At 59.4% G+C, this 23,690-nt stretch carries 29 protein-coding genes; 22 read left to right on the top strand and 7 right to left on the bottom strand.

Annotated features, from left to right (window positions below):
* The first annotated feature begins 110 nt into the window (after nucleotides 1–110).
* The 3 genes from H7B90_RS27180 to H7B90_RS27170 all read left to right on the top strand — a co-directional run bounded on the left by H7B90_RS27180 (nucleotide 111) and on the right by H7B90_RS27170 (nucleotide 2,611).
* Nucleotides 111–758: a TetR/AcrR family transcriptional regulator gene (locus tag H7B90_RS27180; protein WP_185139038.1), complete on the top strand. Its 648-nt coding sequence runs from the start codon at nucleotides 111–113 to the stop codon at nucleotides 756–758.
* 575 nt (nucleotides 759–1,333) lie between these two features.
* The gene (locus H7B90_RS27175; protein WP_185139037.1) at nucleotides 1,334–1,828 is read left to right on the top strand and encodes a hypothetical protein; all 495 of its coding nucleotides are present in this window, start codon (nucleotides 1,334–1,336) and stop codon (nucleotides 1,826–1,828) included.
* A gap of 111 nt (nucleotides 1,829–1,939) precedes the next feature.
* Nucleotides 1,940–2,611 carry an HAD family hydrolase gene (locus H7B90_RS27170; RefSeq protein WP_185139036.1) on the top strand — a complete coding sequence of 224 codons (672 nt, stop codon included), beginning with the start codon at nucleotides 1,940–1,942 and terminating at the stop codon, nucleotides 2,609–2,611.
* A 12-nt stretch (nucleotides 2,612–2,623) separates the two neighbouring features.
* Here H7B90_RS27170 and H7B90_RS27165 read toward each other — a convergent pair whose 3' ends face one another.
* Nucleotides 2,624–3,007, bottom strand: coding sequence for a carboxymuconolactone decarboxylase family protein (locus H7B90_RS27165; protein WP_185139035.1), 384 nt, complete (start codon nucleotides 3,005–3,007; stop codon nucleotides 2,624–2,626).
* A gap of 126 nt (nucleotides 3,008–3,133) precedes the next feature.
* On the opposite strand from H7B90_RS27165, the gene H7B90_RS27160 reads away from it, so the two are divergent.
* Nucleotides 3,134–4,099: a dienelactone hydrolase family protein gene (locus tag H7B90_RS27160; RefSeq protein ID WP_185139034.1), complete on the top strand. Its 966-nt coding sequence runs from the start codon at nucleotides 3,134–3,136 to the stop codon at nucleotides 4,097–4,099.
* 26 nt (nucleotides 4,100–4,125) lie between these two features.
* Here the strand turns inward: H7B90_RS27160 and H7B90_RS27155 are convergent, their stop codons facing one another.
* Both H7B90_RS27155 and H7B90_RS27150 read right to left on the bottom strand, forming a co-directional pair.
* Nucleotides 4,126–4,785 carry an FMN-dependent NADH-azoreductase gene (locus tag H7B90_RS27155; protein ID WP_185139033.1) on the bottom strand — a complete coding sequence of 220 codons (660 nt, stop codon included), beginning with the start codon at nucleotides 4,783–4,785 and terminating at the stop codon, nucleotides 4,126–4,128.
* 59 nt (nucleotides 4,786–4,844) lie between these two features.
* Entirely contained in the window at nucleotides 4,845–6,188 is a 1,344-nt protein-coding gene (locus H7B90_RS27150) for an aminotransferase-like domain-containing protein (protein WP_185139032.1), read from the bottom strand.
* A gap of 154 nt (nucleotides 6,189–6,342) precedes the next feature.
* Between H7B90_RS27150 and H7B90_RS27145 the strand changes: the two genes are divergently transcribed.
* Both H7B90_RS27145 and H7B90_RS27140 read left to right on the top strand, forming a co-directional pair.
* Entirely contained in the window at nucleotides 6,343–7,248 is a 906-nt protein-coding gene (locus tag H7B90_RS27145; RefSeq protein WP_185139031.1) for a DMT family transporter, read from the top strand.
* Nucleotides 7,249–7,259: 11 nt separating this feature from the next.
* The gene (locus H7B90_RS27140; protein ID WP_185139030.1) at nucleotides 7,260–7,748 is read left to right on the top strand and encodes a GNAT family N-acetyltransferase; all 489 of its coding nucleotides are present in this window, start codon (nucleotides 7,260–7,262) and stop codon (nucleotides 7,746–7,748) included.
* 75 nt (nucleotides 7,749–7,823) lie between these two features.
* On the opposite strand, the gene H7B90_RS33775 is transcribed toward H7B90_RS27140, so the two are convergent.
* From H7B90_RS33775 to H7B90_RS27130, 3 genes are all read right to left on the bottom strand, one after another.
* Nucleotides 7,824–7,955, bottom strand: a complete 132-nt coding sequence (locus H7B90_RS33775; RefSeq protein WP_376701766.1) for a hypothetical protein — start codon at nucleotides 7,953–7,955, stop codon at nucleotides 7,824–7,826.
* 113 nt (nucleotides 7,956–8,068) lie between these two features.
* On the bottom strand, nucleotides 8,069–8,221 hold the full coding sequence (locus tag H7B90_RS32600; protein ID WP_221482182.1) for an alanyl-tRNA editing protein: 153 nt from the start codon (nucleotides 8,219–8,221) through the stop codon (nucleotides 8,069–8,071).
* Nucleotides 8,222–8,262: 41 nt separating this feature from the next.
* A complete protein-coding gene (locus H7B90_RS27130; RefSeq protein ID WP_185139045.1) occupies nucleotides 8,263–8,742 on the bottom strand; it encodes a GNAT family N-acetyltransferase in 480 nt (159 codons plus the stop codon).
* Nucleotides 8,743–8,946: 204 nt separating this feature from the next.
* Here H7B90_RS27130 and H7B90_RS27125 point away from each other — a divergent pair, with 204 nt between their 5' ends.
* The 9 genes from H7B90_RS27125 to H7B90_RS27090 all read left to right on the top strand — a co-directional run bounded on the left by H7B90_RS27125 (nucleotide 8,947) and on the right by H7B90_RS27090 (nucleotide 13,588).
* Complete coding sequence (locus tag H7B90_RS27125; protein WP_185139029.1) at nucleotides 8,947–9,402, top strand: GNAT family N-acetyltransferase; 456 nt, start codon at nucleotides 8,947–8,949, stop codon at nucleotides 9,400–9,402.
* Nucleotides 9,403–9,581: 179 nt separating this feature from the next.
* Complete coding sequence (locus tag H7B90_RS33770; RefSeq protein WP_373316003.1) at nucleotides 9,582–9,809, top strand: zinc ribbon domain-containing protein; 228 nt, start codon at nucleotides 9,582–9,584, stop codon at nucleotides 9,807–9,809.
* A 30-nt stretch (nucleotides 9,810–9,839) separates the two neighbouring features.
* Entirely contained in the window at nucleotides 9,840–10,169 is a 330-nt protein-coding gene (locus H7B90_RS27115) for an antibiotic biosynthesis monooxygenase family protein (protein WP_185139027.1), read from the top strand.
* A gap of 3 nt (nucleotides 10,170–10,172) precedes the next feature.
* Nucleotides 10,173–10,781, top strand: a complete 609-nt coding sequence (locus H7B90_RS27110; protein WP_185139026.1) for a LysE/ArgO family amino acid transporter — start codon at nucleotides 10,173–10,175, stop codon at nucleotides 10,779–10,781.
* 130 nt (nucleotides 10,782–10,911) lie between these two features.
* Nucleotides 10,912–11,847: a cysteine synthase A gene (gene cysK, locus H7B90_RS27105; RefSeq protein WP_185139025.1), complete on the top strand. Its 936-nt coding sequence runs from the start codon at nucleotides 10,912–10,914 to the stop codon at nucleotides 11,845–11,847.
* Nucleotides 11,848–11,953: 106 nt separating this feature from the next.
* Nucleotides 11,954–12,085, top strand: a complete 132-nt coding sequence (locus H7B90_RS33205; protein ID WP_260411248.1) for a hypothetical protein — start codon at nucleotides 11,954–11,956, stop codon at nucleotides 12,083–12,085.
* 10 nt (nucleotides 12,086–12,095) lie between these two features.
* Complete coding sequence (locus H7B90_RS27100) at nucleotides 12,096–12,851, top strand: AAA family ATPase (RefSeq protein WP_185139024.1); 756 nt, start codon at nucleotides 12,096–12,098, stop codon at nucleotides 12,849–12,851.
* Entirely contained in the window at nucleotides 12,848–13,411 is a 564-nt protein-coding gene (locus tag H7B90_RS27095; protein ID WP_185139023.1) for an NADPH-dependent FMN reductase, read from the top strand. The genes H7B90_RS27100 and H7B90_RS27095 overlap by 4 nt, the downstream gene beginning before the upstream one ends.
* Before the next feature lie 6 nt (nucleotides 13,412–13,417).
* Nucleotides 13,418–13,588, top strand: coding sequence for a hypothetical protein (locus tag H7B90_RS27090; RefSeq protein ID WP_185139022.1), 171 nt, complete (start codon nucleotides 13,418–13,420; stop codon nucleotides 13,586–13,588).
* A 13-nt stretch (nucleotides 13,589–13,601) separates the two neighbouring features.
* Here H7B90_RS27090 and H7B90_RS27085 read toward each other — a convergent pair whose 3' ends face one another.
* Nucleotides 13,602–13,919, bottom strand: a complete 318-nt coding sequence (locus H7B90_RS27085; RefSeq protein ID WP_185139021.1) for a YqzG/YhdC family protein — start codon at nucleotides 13,917–13,919, stop codon at nucleotides 13,602–13,604.
* Nucleotides 13,920–14,068: 149 nt separating this feature from the next.
* On the opposite strand from H7B90_RS27085, the gene H7B90_RS27080 reads away from it, so the two are divergent.
* The 7 genes from H7B90_RS27080 to H7B90_RS27050 all read left to right on the top strand — a co-directional run bounded on the left by H7B90_RS27080 (nucleotide 14,069) and on the right by H7B90_RS27050 (nucleotide 23,366).
* Nucleotides 14,069–14,977: an aldo/keto reductase gene (locus H7B90_RS27080; protein ID WP_185139020.1), complete on the top strand. Its 909-nt coding sequence runs from the start codon at nucleotides 14,069–14,071 to the stop codon at nucleotides 14,975–14,977.
* Between the two features lie 728 nt (nucleotides 14,978–15,705).
* Nucleotides 15,706–17,340: a family 10 glycosylhydrolase gene (locus H7B90_RS27075; RefSeq protein ID WP_185139019.1), complete on the top strand. Its 1,635-nt coding sequence runs from the start codon at nucleotides 15,706–15,708 to the stop codon at nucleotides 17,338–17,340.
* 18 nt (nucleotides 17,341–17,358) lie between these two features.
* Entirely contained in the window at nucleotides 17,359–17,865 is a 507-nt protein-coding gene (locus H7B90_RS27070) for a metallophosphoesterase family protein (RefSeq protein WP_185139018.1), read from the top strand.
* 33 nt (nucleotides 17,866–17,898) lie between these two features.
* Nucleotides 17,899–18,945 carry a GDP-mannose 4,6-dehydratase gene (locus H7B90_RS27065; protein WP_185139017.1) on the top strand — a complete coding sequence of 349 codons (1,047 nt, stop codon included), beginning with the start codon at nucleotides 17,899–17,901 and terminating at the stop codon, nucleotides 18,943–18,945.
* Between the two features lie 127 nt (nucleotides 18,946–19,072).
* Nucleotides 19,073–20,818: an ABC transporter ATP-binding protein gene (locus H7B90_RS27060; protein ID WP_185139016.1), complete on the top strand. Its 1,746-nt coding sequence runs from the start codon at nucleotides 19,073–19,075 to the stop codon at nucleotides 20,816–20,818.
* Nucleotides 20,802–22,667 carry an ABC transporter ATP-binding protein gene (locus H7B90_RS27055; protein WP_185139015.1) on the top strand — a complete coding sequence of 622 codons (1,866 nt, stop codon included), beginning with the start codon at nucleotides 20,802–20,804 and terminating at the stop codon, nucleotides 22,665–22,667. The genes H7B90_RS27060 and H7B90_RS27055 overlap by 17 nt, the downstream gene beginning before the upstream one ends.
* 99 nt (nucleotides 22,668–22,766) lie before the next feature.
* Nucleotides 22,767–23,366, top strand: a complete 600-nt coding sequence (locus tag H7B90_RS27050; protein WP_185139014.1) for a VTT domain-containing protein — start codon at nucleotides 22,767–22,769, stop codon at nucleotides 23,364–23,366.
* Nucleotides 23,367–23,690 lie beyond the last annotated feature (324 nt).

Below are 23,690 nucleotides of genomic sequence, written 5' to 3'. Positions count from 1 at the left end.
CATTATCACAGCACAACGACAGCCGGCTGTAACAGCCGTTGACAACGGGCGTTCGATCTCCTATAATTCTCGACTGAATTCCTAGCAGTGACGAGAAGGGGAACGACGCCATGCCCCGCACGAAGGAACAGAACGAAGAGATTCGCAGGCAGCGGAAGCAGGAGATTCTGCGCGCCGCCATTCACGTCTACGTCGATAAAGGTTACGCCGCCTCCGACATGGGGGCGATCGCGGATCGGGCCGGCCTGGCTCACGGGCTGGTCTTTTACTATTTCAAAAATAAAAAGAACCTGTTCCGCGAGCTGTACGAATTCATGATGGAGGAGTCCCGGCGCAACACCGCGGCGCACTTCGAGCAGGAAGGCTCGACGCTCGACTTGTTCCGCGGCTACGCCCGATCGGTGTGCGAGCGCGTGCTGGACAACCCGGCGATCCCGCGCTTCTACGCCAGAATCGGCCTGGACGCGCACCATCTGTACGAGCCGGGCGAGATCTCCCCGTTCGACTGGGTCAAGAGCTTCATGCTCCCGATGATCGCTGCGATCGAGAAGGGCATCGCGCGCGGCGAGATCCGGCCGGGAGACGCGGGCCTCATGGCGATGCAGTTCTGGGGCTCCGTGTCGCAAGGGATGACCTATCTGGAGCAGGCACGGCAAGAGCTTGATGCGCAAGGGACGGAGGGGGCAGCCTTGCACGAGCGATTAACGCCGATCCTGGACCAGGTCGTCGAGTCTTCGGTCGCCTTGTTCAAGGCGTGACTCGGTATTCGCCGGAGCCCCCGCGGGGCTCTATCCGATGTTAGGACGCTCGAAGTTCCTTCGCGGTACGATACACGGATTTTTTTCTTTTTTATCCGGGCTTAGAGTCACCTGCTTTTATGGAATCGTGTCGCGTCGGGCTCCTCTAGCTTGCCTGATTCAAGTTTCGACCGGGGGAACCGGACCCTGCGATTCCGATTGCAACGCCGAACGAGAAATTGATTCGTACTGTGTATGAAAAATCGCATAGAATTCGTCTTTAGAAGGTGCAACGGATGGATTTGTGCGAGAAAACATACAAATTCGACCTTATAACGGCGCGTTGCCTACGTATTATGTGAAAAATCATACAGAAATCATCTTCATGCGATTTACTTCGACGATTTTATACGAAAAATCGCACTCGTTAAACCGCCTGCATTCAAATCCTGCACGGTCCGAGCTCGGCAAAGAGGTGAACCTGAACATGAAAAACCAAGTTAGTGTGCGTATCGGACAATCGTCGTTTTTTTTGGCTTTTTATATTGACTTATAACTCAATCAAAAATAAGATAGCTGTAGGAGGCGATGCTTGCATGTTATTGGAAATGGAGAAAGGGCAATTCGATTCGTTCGGGGATCTGGAGCTGTTCCTCGCTTGCTCGGAACCGGCCGTCCGGCGAATGAGCGGAAGGGAGCCGGCGGCGAAGAAGGAGATCATGGACGAATTAAGCGAGGGGCAGCGCGCGGCGTGCCTGTTCCGCGTTCTGTATCCGGCCAGCGGTTCGGAGAAGGACTTCCGGGCATGGCTCTCTTACTTGCTGGAGCAGCCTTCTTATTGGGACGGCGTCCTCGGAAGCTTGCGCTTCTTCGGCGAAGCGGCGATGCTCAGCCTCCTGGAAGACGCGAGAGGGGTCGTCGAACAGGCGAATCGGGGGAGTCGCTCCGGCGCCGCGATCGAAGAGGGGGAGCTGCACGGGCAGATCGGCTTCCTGTACGAGAGCTTCCGGACGATCGTGCCGGAGAGCGTCGAACGAATCGCCGTCTATATCCGGTCCCATCCGGACCAATTCGTACGATTAAGACATTAAGGTCCAAGCTCCGCTTTACGCGGAGCTTTTTTGGCGTTCAGCTTCCCCTCCCGCTTGCGCGGATTTACAATACGGGGGAGTAATGACGCGCGCAGACGAGGAGGGGACGTTATGATTCGAGCGGTACTATTCGATCTGGACGGAACGCTGCTGGACCGGGATCGATCCTTGGAAGCATTCTTAGACAACCAGTATGACCGGCTGGAAGCGTTCAGGCACATTCCGAAGGAACCATTCAAGCTCAGGTTCGTCGAGCTGGATGCCCGGGGCTGCGTCTGGAAAGACCGGGTCTACCGGACGCTGATCGAGGAATTCGGCGCGGAAGGGCGAGCGAACGCGGAGGAGTTGCTCGCGGATTACGTGAATTCGTTCCGGTTCCACTGCCGGCCGTTCCCCGGAACGATCGAATTATTGGAAGGGCTGAAGCGGCGAGGATTCAAGCTGGCTCTCGTCACGAACGGCTATACGGACTTTCAAGAGTCGAATATTTCCGCCTTGAATTTGAACCCCTTTTTCGACGAGATTCTGATCTCCGAACGCGAAGGGGTGCGCAAGCCCGACCCGGAGATCTTCCTCCGGGCGCTCCATCGGCTTGGCGTCTCGCCGGAGGAGGCGGTCTTCGTCGGCGATCATCCGGAGAACGACATCGACGGAGCGGCGAAGGCCGGACTGCGCACGATCTGGAAGGAAGATTCCGGCTGCGCGAAGCCGAAGAACGCGACGGGATCGGTAAGTCGTTTATCCGAGATCCCGTTCTTATTGGAAGGGTGGAGCATCGAATGAGGAGCAACGAGTCTACACCGACACGCCCCGCTCCTCGAACACCCGCTTCGCCGCGAAGATCGCGTTGAGCGCCCGGGGAAATCCCGTATAAGGCGCGCAGTGGACGATCGCCTCCACGATCTCCGCGGGCGTCAGGCCGACGTTCAAGGCGGCGTTCAGGTGGACGATGAGCTGCGGCTCGCAGCCGCCCTGCGTCGTCAGGGAGGCGATCGTGATCAACTGCCGCTGCTTCAGATCCAGTCCGGGACGCGAATAGATATCGCCGAACGCGAATTCGATCACGTACCGGCCGAGATCGGGCGCGATATCCTGAAGCGACTCGATCACCCGCCGGCCGCCTTCTCCGTCCACCTCCATCAGCTTCGCCCAGCCTTGTTCGTAACGGTTATTGCTCATCGTACAACCTCTCCTTTTCGTTGGATAAAAGCAGAATTTATCGGCTTTCCTGGTTCCACCTTACCGTTTAGAGCGCGCTCCAAGGCAAGCGTTTTTTTCGATTCGGCCTCGTGCTACAATGACGGAATGGACTATTTAACGATTCAGCAAATGGCGGGACGGACGGGGTTGTCGGAGCATACGCTCCGTTATTACGAGAGAATCGGATTATTGACGGGGGTTCGAAGAGACGAGAAGGGGTACCGCCTGTATGCGGAATCCGATCTGGAATGGATTCGGTTCCTGATTCGGCTGCGGGAGACGGGCATGCCGATCCGGGACGCGAAGCGGTTCTCCGCCCTGCGCGAACGAGGAGAGGAGACGTTCGGGGAACGATTGGAGATGCTGACCGAGCATCGGGAGCTGATCGAAGCGGAGCTGCGGAAGTGGCAGGAGCATCGGCGCAAGGTAGATGAGAAAATCGAGTACTACCGATCTCGCCTCGAGGGCGGCTCGCCTTCCGAACGCTCGGGAACGCTCGTCGTTCTGCTTCATGAAATCTACGGGTTAAACGGTCATATCCGTTATTACGAGGAGAGGCTTCGCAGCGAAGGGATGGAGGTGTTCGCTCCCGATCTCTTGAACCGGGAAGCGTTCGCTTACGAGGAGGAAGATACGGCGTATCGCTTCTTCACCGAAGAAGTCGGATTCGACCGTGCGCTGGGGACCGCGAGAGAGGCGATACGCCTGCATCGCATGCGGTACGAACGCGTCTTCGTCGTCGGCTTCAGCGTCGGCGCGACGGTCGCCTGGCGCTGCGCGGAGGAGGCAGGAGTCGACGGCGTCGTCTGCTACTACGGCTCTCGCATTCGCGATTATGCGGACGTATCCCCCCGGTGCCCGGCGCTTCTGCTCTTCAGCGAAGACGAGGAGAAGCGAATGACCCCCGAGACGCAGAGGGTCTTGGAGGTCAAGCCATTGACGGACGTCGAATATTTGCCCGGCGCTCACGGGTTCGCCAATCCGTACGACAAGCGGTACGATCCGATGCTGACGGAGCGGGCTTACCGCAAGCTGGCGGCGATGCTAAGAGGCGGCGGTTCGGTCCGATAAGCGTACGCATGCATGCGGGTACGGAGTCATCGGGAAGCTTCCCTTAGTAGACCCGCCTGCGCCCACGCGGCGGCCGCCTCCTCGGCTTCCCGATAGGCCTTGGCCAGAACCTCGTCCCGTCCCAACGAGTAAACGCCCTGCGCGCGAATGATTTGATAGTCGACCCCCATAAAGTTGAACATCGATTGCAAATAATGGTGGGAGTACTCGACTTCCGAATACCAATCGCCGTTCGTATAGATTCCGTCGCTCGCTTGAATGACGAGAACGTTCCTGCCGTCATGGAGCAGGCCGACGGACCCTTGGTCCGTATAGGCGAACGTCTCTTTGGCGATCAGGATGTTATCGATGTAGTCCTTCAGCTTCGACGGGATATTGAAGTTATGCAGCGGCATGGCGATCACGTACTTCTTGGCGCTCTTGAACTGCCGAAGAATGTCCGACATTCGGGAATCGAGCCGCTGTTCTTCCTCGGTTAACGGCTCCTCCCTTTTCCTTTTCTCCTGCACGCTCAGGAAGGTGCGATCGATGCAAGGGATGGGCTCCCGGTATAAATCGATTTGTTCGATTGGCGCTTCCGGATTCAACTTGCGATATCGTTCCACAAAACGTCGAAGCACCAGAAGGCTAACGGACGATTCGGAATCCGCGACGGGGTGCGCGTTGATGACGAGCAGCTTTTCCATGTTCTCTACTCCCTTGTCGATTCTATTTGGTCTGACATGAGTAAAGACAAGGAACGGCTTTATTTTGTGACAGAGTCCTTAATCGCGTTCATGAGCTGCCTCGCGCTGTCTTCGATGCGATCTTCCGCCGCCTGAAAGACGCTGAGCTTCAGGATCGGCAGCGGATCGGTGTTCGGCAAAAAGCAAGACGAGCTATCCTTCACGATAATCTGGCGCGGAAGGAGCTTGCGGATCAGGTCGGCGACATTCAGCTTCTCGGGCAAAACGAGGTGCGTATGAACGCCGGACCGAACGTTCGCATGACGGACATAGCCGGTATCGTTATAGGTATCCAGCGATTCCGTCAGCAGCCGCATCCGTCGATGATAGGCGGCCGCGATCTTCCGCCTGCGGCGATCGAACATGCCGTTCTGCATGTAAATCTCGAGCGCGGCTTGCGAGAGCAAGGAGCTGTCGTAGTCGGAGAGCTGCTTGTAGGTTTTGAACGTCTCCCGAAGAGGCGGAGGGAGGACGGCGACTCCAAGGCGCAGCCCGGGAAACAGGATTTTGGAGAAGCTCTTCAAGTAGACCGTCCGGGAGGAGTCGTAGGCGTGGATCGGGTCTCGCTTGGGCTCGGTCTCCAAGTCGGCCAAATAATCGTCCTCGATCACATAGACGTCGTAGCGGGCGGCCAGCTCGGCGATCGCTTTCTTCGTCCGCTCCGAATAGCAAGTGCCGAGAGGGTTGTGGAACCGCGGCATCGTGTAGAACATCTTGACGTCTCCCGCGCGGAAGAGGCTCTCGAGCCGGTCGAGATCGATCCCCTGTTCGTCCCTGGCGATGCCGAGCGCGGGAATGCCGTGAGTCTCCAGCAGCCGGATCAGCAGATGGTAGCCCGGCTGTTCGAGCAGCACGGTCCGTTTGCCGCTAGGGAAGGGCATGGTCGCGAGAAGGTGAAGCGCCTGCTGGACTCCCGAGGTGACGACCATCTCGTCCGGCCGGGCGAATACTTGGCTGTCGGGCAAGTGCTTGCTCAAGACGTTCAGGAACGACGGAAGACCTTGCGGGGTTCCGTACAGGAACAGGTCGTTCCGGTATTTGTCGATCGCTTTGTTCAGGCAATGCTGGAAATCCCGGTAAGGGAACAGCTCCGGATCGGGGGAGGCCGTCGCGAAGTCGACGACCGTTCGGGGCTTCGGAGCGATATCGCCGTTCTTCGCCACCGCGTAATAGCCGCTTTGCGGTACCGAGTAGACGAGATGGCGCTTCTCCAGTTCCGCGTAGGCCTTCACGACCGTGCTCTTGCTGCAGGAGTAGCGGTCCGCCAGCTCCCGAACGGACGGAAGCTTCTGTCCGCCCCGTATCGCCCCCTCTCTCATTTGCCATTCGATGTCGCTCTGGATCGTTGCGAATTTTCTCGTCATTCGGCTCGTCTCCTCGTTCGTCTGTACTGGTACAGTAGGGGCAAAAGGGAATTGAATCGCGTCCGCGCTCCCGATATGCTAGAACACGAAGCCGGCCGGCTGCCGCATAGAACGAGAGGGGATAGAGTTGGCCAATTCGGGAAGAGTCTACTTGATGGCTCTATTATACTCGACGATTATAGCCTTTACTTACGTTTTTACGAAGTCGGCGATGCGGTTCGCGGATCCCGTCGATACCCTCGCCGCCCGGTTCACGTTGGCCTTCGTCGTGATGCTGGTTCCCGCCTGGACGCGATTCCGGCAATCGAACGAATGGAGAAAATGGCTGCCGCTGCTGCCGATCGGGCTGCTGTATCCGACGGCGTTCTTCGGGTTGCAGGCTTCCGGTCTCGTCTACACGACATCTTCCGAAGCCGGCATCTATCAGGCGACTTCGCCGGTCTTCACGCTGATGCTCTCCGCGCTCGTGCTTCGGGAGCGCTCGACGCTAGCGCAGAAGCTGGCGGTCGGCTGCTCGGTGCTCGGAGTCGTCGTCATGATGGGTTCCGGCGGCGATTGGCCTAGCGGCTCGAACGTCGCGGGGATCGCGATGCTGCTGGCATCGTCCCTCGCTTTGTCCTTGTACAGCGTTCTGGCCCGATTCCATCGAGGCCGGTTCTCAGCCTTCGAGATGAGCGCGGCCATGATGTTCGTCGGTTGCGTCTTCTTCGATGCGTTTGCCGTCGGCCGCCATGCGTACGAGGGGACCATGGGCGCGATGCTGAAGCCGCTCGGGCACGGCGAATTTATCGGAGCCGTCGCTTATCTCGGGCTTTTCACGTCGGTCGCGTCGTCGCTGCTGTCCAACTTCCTGCTGTCGAAGCTGGAAGCCTTCAAGATGAGCCTGTTCGTCAACTTGGGCACCCTATTGTCGATCTTGGCCGGGGTGATCCTGATGGGCGACCGGCTGACCTATTGGCATATCGCGGGAGCCTCGCTTATTATTGTGGGCGTGCTCGGCGTCCAGGAATGGAGAAGCCGATTCCGGAACGAATCGGCAGAGGCGAAGGAATCTGAATGAGGAGGAGACTTATGATTCGGTTGTGCGAGAAGAGAGACGAGAAGGACATTTATCTGATCATCAACGACGCGGCGAAGGCGTACCAAGACGTCATTCCCGACGATCGCTATCACGATCCGTACATGAGCGAGGAGGAGCTCGCGGACGAGATTCGGGACGGCGTCGTCTTCTGGGGCTTCGAAGAGGACGGGGAGCTGACGGGGGTGATGGGCATCCAGGACAAAGGGGATGTCGCGCTCATTCGGCATGCGTATGTCCGAACGTCCAGACGTCAAGGAGGGGTCGGAACGAAGCTGCTGAAGCACCTCGTCGGATCGACGGACAAGCCGATCCTGATCGGCACTTGGGAGGCGGCGGACTGGGCGATCTCGTTCTATCGGAAGAACGGGTTCGGGCTGGTTCCTTCGGATAAGAAAAGGGACTTGCTGCTCCAGTATTGGAACGTGCCGGAGAGGCAGATCGAGACGTCGGTCGTCCTCGCGTCGCCTAATTGGCGATAGGAAGACGAACCCGGACGATCACTCGGTCCGTCCGGGTTCGCCCTGCCATTCCGGCACGCGATCGAACGAATCTCGTTAATCTTGCAGGTAGATTTCGATTCGTTCCTTCCCTCTGCCGATATTATTTCGTTTCAGTTTGATGACGCCGACTTCGCCCGTTCGATGCAGATGCGTTCCTCCGCAAGGAACCTTCGCAAGGTCCTTGATCTCCCAGTACCTCCTGCCGTTGCTGACATCGGAGAACTCGCTAGCGATATCGTAGTCGGCACGGATAATAGCGTGGGCTTTTTCTTCGAATTGGGGGAATCCTGAATGACATTTTAGCCCCCGATCGTTCCCGCATCGCTCTCCTGTCCGCCGGACAAAGCATAAAAAATCGTTCGATTCACGGTGATCTCGTTATCCTTCACGGTTTGAACGATAGCCTCTAATTCGGTTAAATACGGACTTGTCCAGAAGACCTTCTCCACCAAGATCACGACCTCCAATCTACCCTTGAGTTATTACAACCGTTCTATTGCGGATTCAATTCTTTAATCATTTTATAGTTGACCAGTTCTACGCCTTTGCGTTCGACGATTTGCGATCGGACCACCCGATACCCTTTGCTCTCGAAAAAAGGTTTGGCGGTGATGCTCGCATTCGTCGTTATCTCCGGCAAATTTGATTTTCTGGCTTCGGATTCGAGAACGCTTATCAGCGCCGAGGCGATTCCTTGACCTTGATAATCTTTATGAACGAACAATCGGTCGAGATAGCCTTGCCGATTCATATCGGTGAAGCCCACGATACGTTCCTCTTTCTCGGCCACGAAGGCGATGTTACGGCTTAGAGAAGCCCTCCAGCTCTCGCGCCGCTCTTCCAGGTCGTTGGCGGAAGCCCAAGCGTCAAGCTGCTCCCGCGAGTAATCTCTCTTGTTAACGGCATGAACGGTGCCATAAAATAAGTCGACGATCGAGTCGATATCCGCCTCGCGATAATTCCTAATGAACAATCTCATGTCCCCCGCATCCGTTCCCGTATGGGTAGTTGTACATATCTAAAGGGATAGGATAATCGAACTTGCTGCATTTGTAAATATTTGGACGGAAACGGACGATGAATCCATGAATTGCGCGGATTCGTTCATTCCCTCGGGACTGGGAGTTATGAGAGGATAGGGATATCTTGATAGGGAAGGGTAGAGGAGGGAATCCATATGATCGCATTCCGCGTTCGCCAAGCCGCGATTCAAGATCTGGATTCGCTGGCCGAGCTGTTCGACGAATACCGCGTGTTCTACGGCACGGAGTCCGATCCCGCCGGTGCGAGAGAGTTCCTGTGGAACCGGTTCGAGCATAACGAATCGGTCGTCTATCTCGCGGAAGAGACGGAGACGGGGAGAGCGGCCGGGTTCGCCCAGCTGTATCCCTCGTTCTCTTCGGTGTCGATGCGGCGGATCTGGATCCTGAACGATCTGTACGTCCGGGAATCCTACCGCGGCCGCGGAGTCGGCGGGAGTTTGCTGGAGTCGGTTCGGGAGTACGCCGTTCTGACGAAGGCCAAGCGAGTCGAGCTGACGACGGCGGCGACGAACCGCACGGCCCAGCGGCTGTATGAGAACAACGGCTACGAGCTTGAGCAGACTTTCCTCAAATACTGGTTGACCGTATAGCCGAGATTCCGGTATGGTTCGAAGTAGGGGAGGGGTAGCCGATGGAATGTCCATATTGCCGGCACGAAGTCGAGATCGAGCAGGGCAAGTGTCCGATCTGTCTGGAGCGCCTGTACGACGTCACCGAGGAGGACTTCGAAGAGGACCGGGAGCTGAACGATCTCAACGTGGCGGACGCGATCCAGAGCCGGTTCCGCTGCGCCAAGTGCGGAGGAGACGACGCGAGAGTCAAGGAAGTGGCGATGACGGGAACGGGGCTCAGCAAGCTGTTCGACATCCAGCATAACCACTATCTATTCGTGTCCTGCAACCATTGCGGCTTCGTAGAAGTTTACGATCCCGAGGTACTCCAAGGGAAGAAGCCGGGAACTCTCGGAACGGTGCTGGATGTTCTATTCGGAGGATAATGAAGGAATCCGGAAGGAGGGGTTATTCGTTTGAGTTTTCTCGCGAATACGCCCAAGCCCCCTTATTACGCCGTTATCTTCTCTTCGACGAGGACGGAGGGAGACAACGGATACGGGGCGATGAGCGATAAAATGGTAGAATTGGCCTCGCGGCAGCCTGGCTTCCTGGGAGTCGAGAGCGCGCGCGGCGCCGACGGCAACGGAATTACGGTGTCCTACTGGGAGTCGGAAGAAGCGATTCGCGCTTGGAAGGAACATGCCCTGCATCAAGTCGCTCAACGGAGAGGCCAGTCGGAATGGTATAGCAAGTATGCCTTGCGGGTCGCCAAAGTCGAGCGAGACGGCCTGTTCGAGCTGTAACCGATGGTCGCGGCTTTTCTCCACGGGTTCGTCCTCGCGCTCGGACTCATACTGCCTCTCGGCGTTCAGAACTTCTTCGTCTTCTCGCAGGGGGCCAGCCGTTCCAGATTCGTCCAAGCGCTGCCGATCGTCTTGACCGCTTCGGTCTGCGATACGCTGCTGATCGTCCTTGCGGTGTCGGGGGTCTCGCTGCTCGTGCTTGGAGTCGGCTGGCTCAAAACGGCGCTGGCCGTCGGCGGAATGCTGTTCCTGCTCTACATGGGGTACCTCAGCTGGAAGGCGAAGCCTGCCTCGTCCGCCGACGCGGAAGCGATGCCCCGGCACACCCGGAAGCTGATCGGCTATACGGCGATGATCTCCATCCTTAACCCGCACGCCATTCTCGATACGGTCGGCGTGATCGGAACCGGCTCTCTGTCCTATTCCGGGACGGAGAAGCTCGTCTACGCCGGCGCCTGCGTACTGGTCTCCTGGCTCTGGTTCCTGACGCTGGCCGCGGCCGGCCGCATCGTCGGAAGACAGGATCGCACCGGCCGGTTCGCCCGGGTATTGAACAAGATCTCGGCGGTCGTCATGTGGGCGGCGGCGGCGTATTTGATTATCTCGCTATAAATAACGGCGACGGAAGGCGCGGGCAGCGGACCCGCGTCTTATTTGATTTCTGCTTCCGAACCGTGTTAGAGTCTAATTGCCGACTGATTCAGTGGGATAATCACGACAAAACGGAGGTTGCGGAAGCAACATGACGAGAATCGCCAGCAATTTGACGGAACTGATAGGCAACACGCCTCTATTGGAACTAACCAACTTCAACCGGCATCACGGTCTGGAAGCGAGGATCGTGGCCAAGCTGGAATATTTCAACCCCGCCGGCAGCGTGAAGGACCGGATCGGCTACGCCATGATCAAGGACGCGGAGGAGAAGGGGCTGCTGAAGCCGGACTCCGTGATCATCGAGCCGACGAGCGGCAATACGGGCGTCGGGCTCGCCTTCGCCGCGGCGGCGCTTGGATATAAATTAATTATTACGCTGCCGGAGAGCTTCAGCGTCGAGCGGCGGAAGCTGCTCGCGGCGCTCGGAGCCGAGCTGGTGCTGACGCCGGCGAACGAAGGCATGGCCGGCGCGATCCGCCGGGCGGAAGAGATCGCCGCCGCGACGCCGAATTCCTTCATTCCGCAGCAATTCAGCAACCCGGCGAACCCGGAGATCCACAAGAAGACGACGGCGGAAGAGATCTGGAGAGACACCGGCGGCGAGGTCGATCTGTTCGTGGGCGGCGTCGGCACGGGCGGCACGATCAGCGGGGTCGGCGAAGTGCTCAAGCAGCGCAAGGATTCCGTGAAGATCGTCGCGGTCGAGCCGTTCGATTCTCCGGTGCTGTCCGGCGGAACGAAGGGCGTTCATAAGATTCAGGGCATCGGAGCGGGCTTCGTGCCGGACAACTTCAACCGGGACGTGGTCGACGAGATCCTCCCCGTCAAGAACGCCGACGCCTTCGAGACGGCTCGGGCTCTCGCCCGCCGAGAAGGCCTGCTCGTCGGCATCTCCTCCGGAGCCGCCGTCTTCGCGGCGCTGCAGCTGGCCAAGCGGCCGGAGAACAAGGGCAAGACGATCGTCGCGCTCCTTCCGGATACCGGAGAACGGTATTTGTCGACGGAGCTGTACTCGGCGGAATAGGCGGAACAGGCGAGCAACATAGACATCCAGACATCCAAGGCGCAAATATCGCGATCCGTCCGCGGGGGAGATATTTGCGCTTTTTCTATCGAAGGAGGGAATCGGCATGTGGTTTCTAGTCGTTCTGTTCGCGATCGCGATGTTCTTCCTGATCAGCAACCAATATTCCTTGATCCGCAAGGTAGACGAGCTGCACAAGACGCTCCGGGAGATCCGGGACGATCGGGCCAATCGTTGAGGCGGGCGCCATGTCTTTGCGAGAAGTCCGAATTCTGCACGAGAAGATAACGTCGCCGAACCGATACCCGTTCAACGTTCCGTCCATCCGTACGATGGATAGTCTCGAGTTCCGCCGCAACGTGACGTTCTTCGTCGGGGAGAACGGCTCGGGCAAGTCGACTTTGCTCGAAGCGATCGCGTATCAATGCGGCTTCCATACCGCCGGCGGGGGGAGGAACAACTATTACGAGCTGGCCTCGTCGGAAGCGATGCTGGGAGATTACATCCGTTTGTCGTGGCTGCCGAAGGTGACCAACGGCTTCTTCCTGCGATCCGAATCGTTCTTCGGCTTCGCCAATCATATCGACGAGATCGCGAGGGAATATCCGTCCGTCTACGACTCCTACGGCGGCAGGTCGCTGCACGAGCAGTCGCACGGGGAATCGTTCCTCGCCTTGTTCCGCAACCGGTTCGGCCGCCCGGGGATCTATCTGCTCGACGAGCCGGAGGCGGCTCTGTCCCCGGCCCGGCAGCTGGTTTTTCTCCGCATCATCCATGAGCTTCAGCGCCGCGCCCAGCTCATTATCGCCACCCATTCGCCGATTCTGCTCGGCTATCCGGACGCGGACATCTACAACTTCGATGCTTCGCCGGTCGGTCTCATTCGTTACGAGGACACGGATCATTATCAGACGACGAGAAGATTTCTGGAGAATCGCAAGTTTTATTTGAGAGAGCTGTTGGAAGAAGACGAGGAAGAACGGGAAGGAGGAGTTGATCGGTGATCGCGCTCGGTATCTCAGGCAGCTTGCGGCAGCAGTCGGTCAATACGGCCATTCTTCGAACGATGGCCGATTTAGCCCCGGGCGGAGTCGAGTTTCGGCTGTTCGACGGTCTGGACGAGCTGCCCTACTTCAGCACGGAGCGGGATCGCGACGGGGAGCCCGAACCGGAATCGGTTCGGAAGCTGCGCGCGGCCATTCGCGAGGCGGACGCCGTCGTCATCTGCACCCCGGAATTCGCGGCCGGCGTGCCCGGCGTCTTGAAGAACGCCTTGGAATGGACGGTGTCGTCGGCCGACTTCATGCACAAGCCGACGGGCGTCATCAGCGCCTCTCCGACGGTCGCGGGCGGAGACAAGGCTTTCGCTTCGCTGCTGCTGACGCTCGGGATGCTGATGGCGGACGTGCCGGAAGAAGGGAAGCTTACGATTCCGCTCGCGAGCCAATACGTGAACGAGCGGGGAGAGATCGCGGACGAGGAGCTTCGGGGCCGGTTGAAGCGGGTGTTGTCCGCGGTTACGGTTGACTCGGCGCGGGATTCTATCGACGGCGAGGGAGGTTGATCGGTTTTGGAAGGGTGGGCCATTCTCATGTTCGTCTTGCCGCTGATCGTTGTTATCGGTATTCTCAGCATCGACGGCAAATTGAAGAGGAAGCTGGCGAACGACGAGAGAATCATCCAGAGACTCGACTCGATCTTGGCGGAATTGAAGGATCTGAACCGCCGGGATGAATACTGAAGTCGATCGATCGTCATTCGAAGAGGACCGCGATCAGCCGGTCGTCCGCCGGATCGAACCGGACCGCGACGTTCACGCCGAATTCGCGGCCGTCGCGTCTGAGCCAGAGCCGGAAGCGCTCTTCGGCGAGATGCGGGGACAAGTTCCTGCGTCCCGCATGGAGATAATCGACGATCGAGGCGGATTCGTAGCGGCTGCGGGTCTCCTGCATGGCGATGCGGCCCCATTTGGCGTAAGAGGGCTCCGCCCGCGCGTTGGCAGGAAGTCCGGGGACGGCGATCGTCGCGGCGAGCACGATCGTCAGGCACAGGCGAGAGAGAAGGATGGACATGCGGCATCTTCTTTCTTTTTTTCGAATCGTATTGGATAGTATGGCTTAAAGAGGAAGATCCGATACGGGAGAGTCTCGGGGATCGGGCGTTCCGCGGTGCGGTATGGTAAAATTAGTAGATTCCAAAATGGGAAGGGAGCTTGGTTGCAATGGAGAAAACGCTGCTCGGAAGAACGGGATTGCCGGTCACGAAGCTCGGGTTCGGCGCGATGGAGATTCGGGGGCCCCGCGTCTGGAGCGGAAGGCCGATCTCCGACGAGGACTCCGGCCGGATCCTGAACGCGGTTCTCGACGCGGGCATCAACTTTATCGATACCGCTTACGACTACGGGCGAAGCGAAGAGCTGATCGGCCGCTATATCAGCCACCGCCGAAGCGAATATATTCTGGCAACCAAGTGCGGCTGCACTCTCGTCGATTGCGGAGACCACGACGAGACTCCGCACGTGTGGACTCGCGACAATCTGCTCCATAACATCGAGACGAGCCTTCGCAGAATGAAGACGGATTACGTCGACGTCCTGCAGCTGCACGGCCCGACGGTCGAGCAGACGAAGGAAGGCGGGCTGGTCGACGTCCTGAAGGAGATTCAGGCATCGGGCAAGGTCCGCTGGATCGGCATCTCGTCTTATTTGCCTCATCTTCCGGCGTATATCGATTCCGGCGACTTCGATACGTTCCAAATTCCGTACTCGGCGCTCGAGCGCGCCCACGAAGATTTGATTCGGGAAGCTGCCGCTGCCGGCGCGGGCATCATCATTCGCGGAGGCGTCGGACGCGGCGAACCGGGCGCGGGCCTCGGAGCCGAGGACAAGTGGAAGCTGTGGGACGACGCCAAGCTGGACGAGCTGCTCGAGGAAGGGGAGAGCCGCACGGGGTTCCTGCTTCGCTTCACGCTCAGCCATCCGAACTTGTCGACGACGATCGTCGGGACGATGAAGCCGGAGCATCTCGCCGAGAACGTGCGCTATGCGAGCAAGGGCGCGTTGCCAGCCGACGTGTACGAGGAAGCGAAGAGAAGGCTCGCCGCCGCCGGCCAGACGCCGGTTCTGCGGTAAGCCGGCGGGTTCTGCGGGACTGCAAGGCGCGGTGCTGCAGGGACAAAGGGACAAAGGAACAAAGGAACAAAGGAACAAAGGAACAAAGGAAAAAAGGAACAAAGGGCCGTAACCTTCATTTTGGCGATTGGAGAGCATGCGCGGCTGTACCGGGTTCTGTAACCCCATATGGGCGGTTCGAGTGAGTCTGGCGGCCAATGAACATGCCGTAACGTCTATTTTGGATGTTGGAGAGGGCGAGTTGGCTAGTTTACGCGCTCTAACCGCCAAATTGGAGGTTAGAGAGACTCAGTGGCTTGAGGTGCGTGCTGTAACCGCTATTTTGGAGGTTACAAAGGCTCGGCAGCCCAAGTTGTGCGCTGTAACGGCTGTTTGGGAGGTTACAGTGGCTCGGTGGTCCGAGATACGCCCGTGGCGCGCGCTGCAAAAGCCCAATCGTTAGTTCGAGGGAACTGTAACGGATGAAACGTAACGGAGAACGCTTCGGATATGAAGATACATGTATAGTAACGGACGTTACGGTCGCAGGAGCGAGCAAAATGGCCATCCCTAGCGGAATGGTCATTTTGCTTATGCGCGGAGCCTGCTTCAAGCGGCATTCCTTCACGGTCTGTTGGGACGAGCCGCTCCTGAACGGAGGGGATAACGCCTCCCGTGCAACTAAATCTTCAATAAGACGTCTATTCATGACAGGAATGATTATGTTAAGAATAGGAGTTTTGTAATCGATGCGGTTGCGCAAGAGCTTGATCTTCCTCTGTCTCCTGACCCTCCTTGTCCCTTGGCTGCGGATCGACGGCGCGAACGCGGCGCCGGCCGCCGGCGACATCTCGATCGTGCTGGATGGCCAGCCTCTCGCCACGGACGCGGCGCCTTACGTCGTTCCGAAGGCGAACGTCACGATGGTGCCGATCCGGGTCATCAGCGAGAATCTGGGCGCTTCGGTCCATTGGTCGCAGAGCGACCAGACGGCGACGATCTCCCGCGGCGACGCGACGATCCGCATGACCAAGGGCAAGAAGTTCGCCGAAGTCGGCGGCCGATCCGTGTCTCTGGATAACACCGTTGACGCGAAGAACGGCCGGATCATGGTGCCGCTTCGCTTCGTCGGGGAGAACCTGGGCGTCGTCGTCGACTGGAACTCGAAGACTCGCACGATTACCCTGACGACGCCCGAAGGAACGGGAGCCGAACCGGGCTCGGATCCGGGCTCGAATCCGGGCTCGAATGGAGGAGAAGCGAACGAGGGCTCCACCGCCATGCGCGGCGCCTGGATCTCCACCGTCTACAATCTGGATTGGCCGTCCAAGGCCTCGTACGGCGACGCGGCCAAGCAGCAGGAGGAGTATCGCAAGACGCTCGACGAGCTGCAGGGAATGGGCATCAACACGGTGTTCGTGCAGGTCCGTCCGACCGGGGACGCCTTGTATCCGTCCAGCCTCGTGCCGTGGTCCAAATATTTGACGGGGACGCAAGGCCAAGATCCCGGGTACGATCCGCTCGCCTTCCTGATCGAGGAGACGCATGACCGCGGCATGCGCTTCGAGGCATGGTTCAATCCGTTCCGCGCGAGCGTCGACGCGACGACGGCGGGGCTGGCGGCGAACCACGTGGCAATCCAACATCCGGATTGGGTCGTCCCGGTTCAATCGTCTTCCGGCTCCAAAGTGACGTATCTCGACCCCGGCGTTCCGGCCGCCCGGCAGCACATCATCGACGCCATCCTGGAAGTCGTAAACCGTTACGACATCGACGGCGTCCACCTGGACGACTACTTCTATCCGTCCGGGGCGACGTTCAACGACGACGCCTCGTTCAAGCTTTACAACGACGGAGGCTTCACGGCCAAGGCGGATTGGCGCCGCGACAACATCAACCGGTTCGTTCGCCAGCTTAGCGAATCGATCCACGCCGCGAAGCCGAAGCTGGCGTTCGGCATCAGTCCGTTCGGCGTCTGGCGCAACCAATCGGCCGACCCGACAGGCTCGGATACCAAGGCCGGCGTCACGACGTACGACAGCATGTTCGCGGACGTGCGCACATGGATCCGGAGCGGCTGGATCGACTATGTCGTGCCGCAGATTTACTGGAGCCTCTCGTACAAGAACGCCCGCTACGACGTTCTCGCGGATTGGTGGGCGAACGAGGTCCGGGGAACGAAGGTCAAGCTATACATCGGCCACGCCCCGTACAAACTAGGAACGAGCGAGGCGGGCTGGCAATCGGCCCAGGAAATCGTCGATCAATTGAACTACAATAAGAAGCTCGCGGAGATTCAAGGCGACGTGTACTTCAGCGCCAAGGACCTGCTCAAGAACCCGCTCGGGCTGGCCGGCGAGCTTCGCAAGTATTACGGATCGTAAGAAGGAAGGGATGCTCCGGTGTTGATCGGAGTCGTATCGGATACGCACATGCCCCGAATGGCGAAGTCGCTTCCGCCTCCCCTCGTGCAAGCGTTCGGGAAGGTCGACCGGATCGTCCACGCGGGCGATTGGACGGAGCTGGGCGTGCTCGCGGAGCTGGAGAAGCTGGCGCCGGTGGACGGCGTCGCGGGCAACAACGACGGGCCGGATATCGTCAAGCGGTTCGGCCTGCGCAAGATCCTGAAGCTCGGGGGCAAGCGAATCGGCCTCGTGCACGGGCACGGGGAAGGCGCCCGCAGCTCGACGGAAGCGAGAGCCCTGCGCGCTTTTCAACAATCCGAGGTCGACTGCATCGTGTACGGCCATTCCCACGTCCCCGTTCTGAAGGAAGTGAACGGAGTGATCGTGTTCAACCCGGGTTCCCCGACCGCGAAGCGCAAGCAGCCGCAATATTCGTTCGGCCTGATCAAGATCGAAGGTACCCGAATCTCCGCCAGGCACGTGTTCTACAAGGAGAAAAGCTGACCCCATGACGAAAGAACGAGAAGGAGAGAGCGGATGGCCACTTATCTGGTGACGGGCGGGGCGGGGTTTATCGGGTCGCATCTATGCGAATCGCTGCTGCGAGACGGCCATCGGGTCGTCAACGCGGACAGCTTCGCGGAGCTGTACGATTACCGGTACAAGGCGCGCAACGTCCTCGAGTCGCTGGGGAAGGAGCCGATCTTCGAATACAAGGGGCGGGCGGAAGACTTGTCCCGTCTTCAATCGCTCGCGAATTCGGAGACGTACCGGCTCGAGCTCGCCGATATCCGCGACGAAGCCGCGATGGACCGGCTGTTCCGCGAATACAAGCCCGACGTCGTCATCCATCTGGCCGCGCTGCCGGGCGTGCGCGCGTCCATCGACCGGCCTTTGGAGACGCTGGACGTGAACGTCAAGGGGACGCTGCTGCTGCTCGAACGGATGCGGGCGCACGGCGTAACCAAGTGGGTATGCGCGTCCTCTTCGTCCGTCTACGGCAACAATCCGAAGGCGCCGTTCTCGGAGGACGATCCCGTCGATCGGCCGATCTCCCCGTACGCCGCTTCCAAAATAAGCTGCGAGCTTCTGGGAGCGACGTACCGCCATCTGCACGGAATCGACGGCCTCATGCTTCGCTTCTTCACGGTGTACGGAGAGAGGCAGAGACCCGACCTCGCCATCCGCAAGTTCGCGGCGCTGATCGCCGAAGGCAAGCCGATACCCTTCTACGGCGACGGATCGACGAGCCGGGATTATACTTACGTGGCGGATATCGTGGAAGGGATCCGGAGCGCGATCCGGCACGTCGAAGCGAACACCGGCGTGTACGAGATCGTGAACCTGGGCGGCAGCCGCACCGTCTCCCTGACGGCGATGGTGGAGGCGCTGGAGAGGGAGCTCGTCGCCCGCGCGGTGCTGAACCGGCTGCCTCCGCAGCCCGGAGACGTCGAGCGGACGTGGGCCGATCCCTCCAAGGCGAAGAGGCTGCTCGGCTTCGAGCCGGCGACGAGCTTCGAGGACGGCATCCGGCGGTTCGCGGCGTGGTTCCGGGAAGAGAGGCTGCGCGAGCGGAAAGTTTAGTCGTAAGATATATTGTGCGGAGGTTCCGTCCGCTATACAATGGAATAAGGGCATATGTCCGGCAAAATCGGCAGGGGAAACCGCGAAGGCGGTTTCCTTTGTCGTTGCGGCGGAGGAGCGGCATACGATGGGCAATTGGGTTAAATATATACGGAAATACGGCTTGTCGTTCGGCGTCGCGTTCCTGCTGGTCGCCATGGAGGCGGCGTGCGACCTGCTTCAGCCGACGCTTCTGGCGCGAATGATCGACGAAGGCGTCGCGACCTTGGACCGGACCGCCGTCCTGAGGTACGGCGGCTACATGCTGCTCGTGACGGCCGTCGGCGCGATCGCGGCCTCCGGACGGAACATCGTCTCCAGCCAGGTGTCCCAGCGGTTCGGCTCGGAGCTCCGGTCCGACCTGTACCGGCATATCCAGTCGCTCTCGCTGCGCAACCTGGACCGGTTCGACCGGGCGTCTCTCGTCACGAGGCTGACGAACGACGTCACTCAGCTGCAGAACTTCGTCAACGGCATGATGCGCATCTTCGCCAAGGCTCCGATTCTGTGCATCGGCAGCCTCGTCATGGCGATTCGCCTCAACCCGCGCCTCTCCCTGGTGCTCGTCGTCGTCGTTCCCGTCGTGGGCGCTCTCATCGCACTGAACATCCGGATCGGATTCCCGATGTTCCTGAGGGTGCAGGCGGCGATGGACCGGCTGAACGGCATCATGCGCGAGTACTTGGCCGGGGTCCGCGTCGTCAAGGCGTTCAACCGGTTCGCCGGCGAATCCGAGAAGTTCGGCCGGGTGAACGAGGAGTTCCGGCGCAGCTCGGCGAACGCGATGCGAAGGATGGCCGTCTTCAACCCGGCCATTCTGCTGACGGTCAACTTCGGCATCGTCGCCGTCATCTGGCTCGGCGGCCTTCGCGTCGACGGCGGAAGCATGCAGGTAGGACACATCGTCGCGTTCGTCAACTACATGACGCAGATCTTGTTCTCGCTTATGCTGATCTCGATGGTGTTCAACATGCTCGTCCGCGCCAAGGCTTCCGTCGGACGGATGCAGGAAGTGCTGTCCGTCCGGGACGAGACGACTTGGCAAGAGGATGCCGGCCGTCTCCTGGACGGATCGGGAAGAGTGGACTTCGAGCGAGTCTCCTTCTCGTACAACGGTCCCGTAGGCGCTCCCGCCTTGAAGGGGATCGACCTCTCCGTCCGTCCGGGGGAGACGATCGGCATCATCGGCTCGACCGGTTCGGGCAAGAGCACGCTCGTCGGGCTCGTTCCCCGGCTCCATGACGCGACAGAGGGCGCGGTGAAGCTGGACGGCGTCGACGTCCGGCTGCTGGATCCGAAGCTCGTGCGCGACCGGGTGGCCGTCGTCCCGCAGAAGCCGATGCTGTTCTCCGGCACGATTCTGGACAACATCCGGTGGGGACGGGAGGACGCGACGGAGGAGGAGGTCGCCGAGGCGGCGCGGATGGCGGCCGCGCACGACTTCATCGCCGCGCTGCCGGAAGGCTATCGGACGAAGCTCGGCCAGGGCGGCGTCAACCTGTCGGGCGGACAGAAGCAGCGGATCTCGATCGCGAGGGCGCTCGTCCGCAAGCCGCGGGTGCTCATTCTCGACGATTGCACGAGCGCGGTGGACGTCGCGACGGAGGCGGCGATCAAGGAAGCGCTGCGGAGCTACGCCCGAGGGCTGACTTGCCTGCTCATCGCGCAGCGGATCACGTCCGTTATGGACGCGGACCGGATTCTCGTGCTGGAGGGCGGCGAAGTCGCGGGGATCGGCGATCATGAGACTCTTCTGCGGGAGTGCCGTATTTATCAAGAGATCTATCGGTCTCAGATCGGCGAGGAGATGCATAGCGATGGCGTCAGAGCGTGAACAAGGGGCCGGGCGGCCGAATCCGCCCGCCGTGCCGCTCGTTCCGGGGAGACCTCCCGGCGGCGGCAGGGGAGCTCCCGTCCAGAAGGCCAAGGACCGCGCGGGCACCCTGAAGAGGCTGTGGTCGTACATCGGCCGGGAGAGGAAGTGGCTCGCCGTCGTCTTCGCCCTGATCCTCGCCGATTCGGGACTGACGCTTGCCGGCCCTTACCTGATCGGCGTCTCCGTCGACGCGATCTCGGGCCCCTCCGGCGGAGGCGTCGACTTCGGGCTGCTCGAGGCCGCCCTGATCGGCCTAACCGCCGCCTACGTCGGAGACGCCTTTCTCACCTGGCTGCAGGGCTGGCTCATGGCCGGAGTCTCCCAGCGGATCGTGAAGAGCCTAAGAGAAGCTCTCTTCGCCAAGCTGCACAAGCTGCCGCTGGCCTACTTCGATACGAGGCGCCACGGCGAGATCATGAGCCGGCTGTCCAACGACATCGACAACGTCAGCACGACCGTGTCGCAGACGACGTCGCAGCTGATGTCCGGCGTCATCGCCATCGCCGGATCGCTCGTCATGATGCTCGCGCTCAGCCCGCTGCTGACGCTGGCCAGCCTGATCACGGTCCCTCTCGTCTACTTGCTGGCGAGAACGATCGCGAAGCGGACGTCGTCGCTGTTCCGCGAGCAGCAGGCCACGCTAGGCCAGCTGAACGGACAGATCGAGGAGACGATCTCCGGCATCGAGGCGGTGAAGGCGTTCAACCGCGAGGACAAGGTCATCGAAGGCTTCGAGGACGCGAACCGGAAGCTGCGGGACGTCGGCATCCGCGCGCAGATCTGGTCGGGCTTCCTCATGCCGCTGCTCAGCGTCATCAACAACATCGGCTTCGCCGCCGTCGCCATCGTCGGGGGCATGCTCGCGGTCAAAGGAATGGTCACCGTCGGCGTCATCGCCAGCTTCATCAGCTACTCGCGGCAGTTCGTCCGGCCGCTCAACGACCTGGCGAACGTCTACAACGTGCTGCAATCCGGCCTTGCCGGCGCGGAGCGGGTATTCGAGGCGATGGACGAGAAGGAGGAGGCGGAGGACGCGGCCGGCTCCGTCCGCCTGACCGCTCCGAGAGGCGAAGTCGAATTCGAGAACGTCACCTTCGGTTACTGTCCCGACGCTCCGATCGTCCGCGGCATGAGCTTCCGCGCCAAGGCGGGGGAGAGCGTCGCGCTCGTCGGACCGACCGGAGCCGGCAAGACGACGGTCGTCAACCTGCTGACTCGGTTCTACGAGACGACGGGAGGCCGGATCCTCATCGACGGTCGGGATATCCGGGAGTATACGCGCGACAGCCTGCGCGGCGTCTTCGGCATCGTGCTTCAGGATACGTATTTGTTCTCGGGAACGATTAAAGATAATATCAAGTACGGGAGAGAAGACGCGACGGACGAGGAAGTCCGGGAAGCGGCGGCCGCCGCCAACGCGGACGCCTTCATCCGCCAGCTGCCGAAGGGGTACGACACGGAGCTCAGCGAGAACGGGGGCAATCTCAGCCAAGGCCAGCGGCAGCTTCTGGCCATCGCCCGCGTCGTGCTCGCCAAGCCGTCGATCCTCATCCTCGACGAGGCGACGAGCAGCATCGACACGAGAACCGAACGTCATATTCAAGAGGCTCTTCTCCATATCATGAGAGGGAGGACGACGTTCATCATCGCCCATCGCCTGAATACGATCCGGGACGCGGACGCCATCATGGTGATCGACAAGGGGACGATCCGCGAGAAGGGCTCGCACGACGAGCTTATGCGGAAGCAGGGCGATTATTACCGAATGTTCCGCAACCAATTCAAGAATATCGTTCAAGAAGCGTGACCCTCGGAAGGCGGATGGCGAATCCTTCTTCACGTCCCGTTCATATTAATGTGCTATGCTGGTAGGAATAGGCACAACGCGGAAGGTACGTGTTCGATCATGTCGATCATCAACGATAGTATCGATTGGCTGCTAAGCGTCACGCAGCTGGACGGCTTCAACATCCTGCTGATCACCGTGCCGCTGGCCATCATCCAAGGATTTCTCGGCTTATTTCCGTTCAGCACGCTGATCATGCTGCACATCTCGGCTCTCGGCCTGGCGAACGGGATGATCGTGAGCTGGCTCGTGAGCATCGTCGTCTCGCTCGTCGTCTATTTCTGCTGCCGTTACTGGTTCGCGGATTGGTTCGATAGGAAGCTGGCGCGGTACGAGAGTCGGTATTCGAAGTGGAAAAAGTATTTTCAATTGTACGGCGTGTGGACGATCATCCTGATGCGCACGCTGCCGATCATGCCGAACAACGTGATCGCCTTCCTGGCCTCCGTGTCGTCGATCCGGCCGGCGCCGTACCTGATCTCTTCCATCGTAGGCAATTTGTCGCATATCTGGCTGTTCGGAATCATCAGTTCGTCGATTTTGCTGCCGGAGACGGATATCCGGCTGCTGATCGGGTCCTACGCCGTTTTCTTCCTGATCCTGTCTTTAATGTTCGCATTCGACCTGCATCGACAAGGTTCGAGAGGGCGTCGCGCTTAGCGCGGCGCTCTTTTCATTGCAACGAGCTGTTATGTAATATAACGCGTTGCCGGAACCTTTCGCCGCACCTTCTCCTATTTGAAAGGGCTTAAAAATGAAGCGATTGAAATGTAAACAGTTACAAAATGAAAGAGGGAAGCCGCGGTTTTATTCCAATCCGGATTTTAATGAAAAAATGTAATGAAAGTTAACGCGTTTTATTGACAAGCGTTCGTCCTCGGATTACATTATTAATAAGCGCAAAATAGTTGTTAGTTATCAGAATGTGCTATAGAATTACAGGGGATTAATTTCCTGTATTCTAGCACATTTTTATTTTTTATA

This window comes from Cohnella xylanilytica (assembly GCF_014212175.1).
GTDB classification, from domain to species: Bacteria; Bacillota; Bacilli; order Paenibacillales; family Paenibacillaceae; genus Cohnella; species Cohnella xylanilytica.
Note: the sequence above shows the minus strand (reverse complement) of the source record. Positions and strands in the feature narration are given on the sequence as shown.

Bases quoted from the DNA above. Each gene is read 5' to 3' on its own strand.
- H7B90_RS27180 (WP_185139038.1), top strand. From the start codon at position 111: ATGCCCCGCACGAAGGAACAGAACGAAGAGATTCGCAGGCAGCGGAAG.
- H7B90_RS27175 (WP_185139037.1), top strand. From the start codon at position 1,334: ATGTTATTGGAAATGGAGAAAGGGCAATTCGATTCGTTCGGGGATCTG.
- H7B90_RS27170 (WP_185139036.1), top strand. From the start codon at position 1,940: ATGATTCGAGCGGTACTATTCGATCTGGACGGAACGCTGCTGGACCGG.
- H7B90_RS27165 (WP_185139035.1), bottom strand. From the start codon at position 3,007: ATGAGCAATAACCGTTACGAACAAGGCTGGGCGAAGCTGATGGAGGTG.
- H7B90_RS27160 (WP_185139034.1), top strand. From the start codon at position 3,134: ATGGACTATTTAACGATTCAGCAAATGGCGGGACGGACGGGGTTGTCG.
- H7B90_RS27155 (WP_185139033.1), bottom strand. From the start codon at position 4,785: ATGGAAAAGCTGCTCGTCATCAACGCGCACCCCGTCGCGGATTCCGAA.
- H7B90_RS27150 (WP_185139032.1), bottom strand. From the start codon at position 6,188: ATGACGAGAAAATTCGCAACGATCCAGAGCGACATCGAATGGCAAATG.
- H7B90_RS27145 (WP_185139031.1), top strand. From the start codon at position 6,343: ATGGCTCTATTATACTCGACGATTATAGCCTTTACTTACGTTTTTACG.
- H7B90_RS27140 (WP_185139030.1), top strand. From the start codon at position 7,260: ATGATTCGGTTGTGCGAGAAGAGAGACGAGAAGGACATTTATCTGATC.
- H7B90_RS27125 (WP_185139029.1), top strand. From the start codon at position 8,947: ATGATCGCATTCCGCGTTCGCCAAGCCGCGATTCAAGATCTGGATTCG.
- H7B90_RS27110 (WP_185139026.1), top strand. From the start codon at position 10,173: ATGGTCGCGGCTTTTCTCCACGGGTTCGTCCTCGCGCTCGGACTCATA.
- cysK (WP_185139025.1), top strand. From the start codon at position 10,912: ATGACGAGAATCGCCAGCAATTTGACGGAACTGATAGGCAACACGCCT.
- H7B90_RS33205 (WP_260411248.1), top strand. From the start codon at position 11,954: ATGTGGTTTCTAGTCGTTCTGTTCGCGATCGCGATGTTCTTCCTGATC.
- H7B90_RS27100 (WP_185139024.1), top strand. From the start codon at position 12,096: ATGTCTTTGCGAGAAGTCCGAATTCTGCACGAGAAGATAACGTCGCCG.
- H7B90_RS27085 (WP_185139021.1), bottom strand. From the start codon at position 13,919: ATGTCCATCCTTCTCTCTCGCCTGTGCCTGACGATCGTGCTCGCCGCG.
- H7B90_RS27080 (WP_185139020.1), top strand. From the start codon at position 14,069: ATGGAGAAAACGCTGCTCGGAAGAACGGGATTGCCGGTCACGAAGCTC.
- H7B90_RS27075 (WP_185139019.1), top strand. From the start codon at position 15,706: ATGCGGTTGCGCAAGAGCTTGATCTTCCTCTGTCTCCTGACCCTCCTT.
- H7B90_RS27065 (WP_185139017.1), top strand. From the start codon at position 17,899: ATGGCCACTTATCTGGTGACGGGCGGGGCGGGGTTTATCGGGTCGCAT.
- H7B90_RS27060 (WP_185139016.1), top strand. From the start codon at position 19,073: ATGGGCAATTGGGTTAAATATATACGGAAATACGGCTTGTCGTTCGGC.
- H7B90_RS27055 (WP_185139015.1), top strand. From the start codon at position 20,802: ATGGCGTCAGAGCGTGAACAAGGGGCCGGGCGGCCGAATCCGCCCGCC.
- H7B90_RS27050 (WP_185139014.1), top strand. From the start codon at position 22,767: ATGTCGATCATCAACGATAGTATCGATTGGCTGCTAAGCGTCACGCAG.